Genomic DNA, 4,853 nt, shown 5'->3' with positions numbered 1-4,853 from the left:
CGCCATGCTCTGATCGGCGGCGCGGCGGCCGGCATCGCGCCGCAGGGCGCCGAGCACGACGAAGACGAGGCACGAGCCGACCACGAGGCAGGCCGAGAGGAAGATCATCGGCACGAGGTCGCTGCCGCTTCGGTCGCGGATGATCGGCACGGCGTTCTGGGCGATGAAGCCGCCGAGATTGCCCACCGAGTTGATCGCCGCGATTCCGGCCGCGGCCGACGCGCCCTTGAGGAAGGTCGGCGGCAGCGACCAGAACACCGGCTGGGCCGAGAAGATGCCGGCCGCCGCCACGCACAGGCAGGCGAACTTCGGGATCGAGCCCGGCACCACCACGCTCAGCGCCAGCGCCGACGCGGCGACGAGCCCCGGGCCGACGACGTGCCAGGTCTGCTCGCCCGTGCGCGCGGAATGCCGCGGCACCCACCACAGCGCCAGCCCGGTGACGACCCACGGGATGACGTTGATGAAGCCGTTGACGGTGTTGGTAACGCCGAAGCTGCGCACCACCGTCGGCAGCCAGTAGCTCAGGCCATAGGCGGCCAGCGGAAACGCGACGTAGACGCTGGCGAGCATCCACACGCGCCGGTCGAGGAGCGCAGCGAACGGGTTGCCGTGCTCGACCTTGCCGCCGGTCTCGCGCTCCTCCCGCAGCGTCCGGCCGAGCCAGTCGCGGCCGGCGCGATCGAGCCAGGGCGCCTTCTCCGGCCCGTCCGGCAGGACCACCAGCACGATCACGGCCAGCAGCAGCGCCGGCACGCCGGTGCTGACGAACACCCACTGCCAGCCCTTGAGCCCGAGCGCGCCGTCGAGGTCGAGCAGCGCGCCTCCGATCGCCGCGCCGACGGCGTTGGCCACCGCGCTCGCGATCATGAACCAGCCGATCATCGCCGCGCGGTGCTTCTGCGGGAACCACAGGGTCAGCACGAACAGCACGCCGGGGAAGAACCCGGCTTCGGCGACGCCGAGAAGGAAGCGCAGCCCGTAGAACATCGCCGTGTTCCGGGTGAAGCCGAGCAGCACCGTGATCAGGCCCCAGGTCGCCATGATCCGGGCGAACCACAGGCGCGCGCCGACGCGTTCCAGGATGACGTTGGCCGGGACCTCGCACAGGAAATAGCCGAGGAAGAACAGCGACGCCCCGAGCCCGAAGACGCTCTCGCTCAGCCCGAGGTCGCCGACCATCTGCAACTTGGCATAGGAGATGTTCTGCCGGTCGATATAGGCGATCAGGTACATCACCCCGAGCAGGGGCATCAGCCGCCAGGTCACCGTCGCGATCGTGCGTCGGGCGAGCGCGTCGTCGGCCGCGGTCTCGGTGGGCGTCATCGGGCGTTCCTCGCGTCCCGGCGGTCGATCGCGACCGGCCGCGCTTTCGCACGAGACTAGGCTCCGCGGCGGCGCGTGCCTATCGGCCCACGGCGATCCCCGACAGCCCGGGATGCCTGCTCGCGGACAGGACGCGCCTCGGTGTCATGCCCGGTGCGCCTCATCCCCGGTGCGCCTCATCGCGCCAGGGCCAGCAGCCGGTCGCAGTCGACATGCTGCTCGAGATGCGCCGCAAGGGCATCGAGCACCCGCTCGATGCCGGCCTCGTAGGAGGCGCCGTCGGATCGTGCGCCGAGGCGGGCGAGCCATGCGGCACGCTGGCGGTCGTCGGCGAACAGGCCGTGGACGTAGGTGCCGGACACCAGGCCGTCGGCGGAGACCGCACCGTCGGCGCGTCCGTCGGCGAGGCGCAGCAGCGGCCGTTCCGCGTCGGCGCCGGTGGTGTCGCCGACATGCATCTCGTAGCCGGTGAACGGCATGCCGTCGGGCAGGCTGGTGCCGGAGACGGCTTCGAGCCGCTTCAACGGCGTCATCACCGTGTCGACGGCGAGCAGCCCGAGGCCCCGCACGGTCCGCGCCTCGCCCTCGATGCCGTCCGGATCGGACAGCGTCCGCCCGAGCATCTGGTATCCGCCGCACAGGCCGAGCACCCGGCCGCCGCGGCGTAGATGCGCATGCAAGTCCACGTCCCAGCCCTGCGCCCGGACGAATTCGAGATCGTCGATCGTGGTCTTCGAGCCCGGCAGCAGCACCAGGGCGGCATCGCCCGGGATCGCCTCGCCCGGGCGGACCAGCACCACCTCCACCGCGGGCTCGGCCCGCAGCGGGTCGAGGTCGTCGAAGTTGGCGATCCGCGGAAACACCGGCACCGCGATGCGCGTCGCCGCCGGGCCGGCGGACCCGACGAGCCCGAGCACGTCCTCGGCCGGCAGGCGCGCCGCCTCGGGAAAGTGCGGGATCAGGCCGAGGCTGGCCCAGCCGGTGTGGCGCGCGATCAGGTCCATGCCGTCGGAGAACAGGCTCGGGTCGCCGCGGAAGCGGTTGACCAGGAAGCCGACGATCATCGCGGCGTCGTCGGGATCGATCACCGCCTTGGTGCCGACGAGGCTGGCGATGACCCCACCGCGGTCGATGTCGCCGAGCAGCACCACCGGCGTATCCGTCGCGCGGGCGAACCCCATGTTGGCGATGTCGCCGGCGCGCAGGTTGACCTCGGATGCCGAGCCCGCACCCTCGACGAGAATCAGGTCGGCCTGCGTCCTTAGGCGGTCGAAGCTGTCGAGCACCGCCTCCAGCAGGCGCGGTTTCCACGCCTGGTAGTCGCGCGCCTTCACCGTCGCGACCATGCGGCCCTGCACCACCACCTGGGAGCCGACCTCGGTCTGGGGCTTGAGCAGCACCGGGTTCATGTGGATCGACGGCGCGACGCCGGCCGCCCGCGCCTGCAGCGCCTGCGCCCGCCCGATCTCGCCGCCATCCGTTGTGACGGCGGCGTTGTTCGACATGTTCTGCGGCTTGAACGGGCGCACCCGAAGCCCGCGTCGGGTGAAGGCGCGCGCGAGCCCGGCGACGATCAACGACTTGCCGACGTCCGAGCCGGTGCCCTGGATCATTAGGCTTCGGGTCACGGCTGAAGGGACCATTCCATCAAAACTCGATCCCCTCCTGCGCCTTCACGCCGGCCGCGAAGTGGTGCTTCACGCTGCCCATCTCGGTGACGAGGTCGGCGGCCTCGATCAGCGCCGGCTTGGCGTTGCGGCCGGTGACGACGACGTGCAGGTCCGGGCGACGGCTTTTCAGAGTCGCCACCACCGCGTCGAGATCGAGGTAGTCGTAGCGGAGCGCGATGTTGAGCTCGTCGAGGATCAGGAGACGGAGGCTCGGGTCGGCCATCAGGTCGGTCGCCCGGTTCCAGGCGTTGAGGCAGGCGGCGATGTCGCGGGCCTTGTCCTGCGTCTCCCAGGTGAAGCCTTCGCCCATCGCGTGCCACGCGACCCGGTCGCCGAAGGTCCTCAGCGCATGCGCCTCGCCGGTGTCCCACGCGCCTTTGATGAACTGCACCACGCCGACCCGGTGTCCGCGCCCCAGCATGCGCAGCGCCAAGCCCAGCGCCGCCGTGGTCTTGCCCTTGCCGGGTCCGGTGTTGACGATGAGCAGGCCCTTCTCGATCGTCTTGGCCGCGACCTCGGCGTCCTGCACCGCCTTGCGCTTCTCCATCTTCTCGCGATGGCGTTCGGCGTCGTCGGTCATGGCGTTCCCTGCGGTTTGATGACGAGCGGCAGCCCGGCGACCGTCAGGACGACGCGGTCGCATTCGGCCGCGAGGCTCTGGTGGAGGCGTCCGGCCGCATCGCGGAAGCGGCGGGCGAGCGCATTGTCGGGCACGATCCCGAGGCCGACCTCGTTCGACACGAGGACGAGCGGCCCGCGCGCTTCCCGGCAGGCAGTGCGGAGCGCCGCCGTCTCGGCGTCGAGGTCGGCATCGGAGAGCAGCAGGTTCGTCAGCCACAAGGTCAGGCAATCGACCAGCACCGGCCCCGGCGCCTCCGCGATCGCGGCGGCCAGGGCGGTCGGCACGTCCCGAGTGATCCAGTCGCCGGAGCGCCGCGCCCTGTGGAGGGCGATGCGCGCGCGCATCTCGTCGTCCCAGGCCTGTGCCGTGGCAAAGTAGAGCCAGGGGCCCGGCACCGCCTCAATCAACCTCTCGGCGTAGGCGCTCTTGCCCGAGCGCGCGCCGCCGAGCACGAGGGTCGTCCGAGGCGCGGCCTGCTGCATGGCTGGAACCCATGCCCCAACCCCTGGGCGCCCGTCAAAGCCTCCGTTGTGCGGGGAGACCGGACAGGCTATGGCTGGACGCGACGGTGCCCCGGAGACGGGGTGAAAAGGGAATGCGGTGAGGGGAAACCCGATGCCGCGGCTGCCCCCGCAACTGTAAGCGGCCAGGGTCCCCACGGCGATCCGGGCTTCGTTGAACCGACCTGTCCAAGATGGGACTGCGTTGCGGATCGAAGCCCGGATCGCCGTGGGAGCCCTCAGCTCCTGCCCTCGGCCACCGATGTTTCGGGAAGGCGGCAGGCGCTGCGATCCGCGAGCCAGGAGACCTGCCGTCCCCCGCGCTTTCTCGAACGCCGCCGGCGGGGCGGCCGGAGATGTTGTCGACATGACCACCCAGACCCTCACCCAGACCGGCACTCGCGCGAACGAGGGCTTCGTCGCCATCGTCGCCGCCGCCATGCTCGGCCTCGGGCTCGTGTTCCTCGCCGGCTTCTCGCCGGCCTCGGCGCTGCACAACGCGGCGCACGACTTCCGGCACACGCAGAACTTCCCCTGCCATTGACCGCCTGAACCCAGGCGTTCCCATGCTCATCCGGCTCCTGTCGGCGGCGCTCGCCGCCGGCTTCCTCGCGGCCGTCCTCGTGACGGGGCTCGAGCTCGCGCTCACCTCGCCGCTGATCATCGCCGCCGAGCGCTACGAGACCCAGGCCGCTCCCGGCGCCGCCGCCTCGGCGGCCCCGCGGTCGCCCCCGG

General features: G+C 71.3%; 6 protein-coding genes and 1 riboswitch. Of the genes, 2 read left to right on the top strand and 4 right to left on the bottom strand.

Features of this window, described 5'->3' with window-relative positions:
• The 4 genes from FV223_RS20160 to cobU form a co-directional block, all read right to left on the bottom strand.
• On the bottom strand, positions 1 to 1,326 hold a 1,326-nt coding region (locus FV223_RS20160), incomplete at its 3' end, for an MFS transporter (RefSeq protein WP_147728674.1).
• A 176-nt stretch (positions 1,327 to 1,502) separates the two neighbouring features.
• Positions 1,503 to 2,939: a cobyric acid synthase gene (locus FV223_RS20155; RefSeq protein ID WP_147728673.1), complete on the bottom strand. Its 1,437-nt coding sequence runs from the start codon at positions 2,937 to 2,939 to the stop codon at positions 1,503 to 1,505.
• 34 nt (positions 2,940 to 2,973) lie between these two features.
• Positions 2,974 to 3,576, bottom strand: a complete 603-nt coding sequence (cobO, locus tag FV223_RS20150) for a cob(I)yrinic acid a,c-diamide adenosyltransferase (protein WP_147728672.1) — start codon at positions 3,574 to 3,576, stop codon at positions 2,974 to 2,976.
• Positions 3,573 to 4,100, bottom strand: a complete 528-nt coding sequence (gene cobU / locus FV223_RS20145) for a bifunctional adenosylcobinamide kinase/adenosylcobinamide-phosphate guanylyltransferase (RefSeq protein WP_147728671.1) — start codon at positions 4,098 to 4,100, stop codon at positions 3,573 to 3,575. Before cobU ends, cobO begins: the two co-directional genes overlap by 4 nt.
• Positions 4,101 to 4,167: 67 nt before the next feature.
• A riboswitch (cobalamin riboswitch) is annotated at positions 4,168 to 4,449 on the top strand.
• A 36-nt stretch (positions 4,450 to 4,485) separates the two neighbouring features.
• Here cobU and FV223_RS20140 point away from each other — a divergent pair.
• Both FV223_RS20140 and FV223_RS20135 read left to right on the top strand, forming a co-directional pair.
• A complete protein-coding gene (locus FV223_RS20140) occupies positions 4,486 to 4,662 on the top strand; it encodes a CbtB-domain containing protein (protein ID WP_147728670.1) in 177 nt (58 codons plus the stop codon).
• A 22-nt stretch (positions 4,663 to 4,684) separates the two neighbouring features.
• Positions 4,685 to 4,853 (top strand): CbtA family protein (locus FV223_RS20135; RefSeq protein WP_187275577.1); only part of this gene is annotated, 169 nt, incomplete at its 3' end.

Source organism: Methylobacterium sp. WL116 (assembly GCF_008039455.1).
In the GTDB taxonomy this organism is placed as follows: Bacteria; Pseudomonadota; Alphaproteobacteria; order Rhizobiales; family Beijerinckiaceae; genus Methylobacterium.
This window is presented reverse-complemented; position numbering and strand designations above follow the sequence as displayed.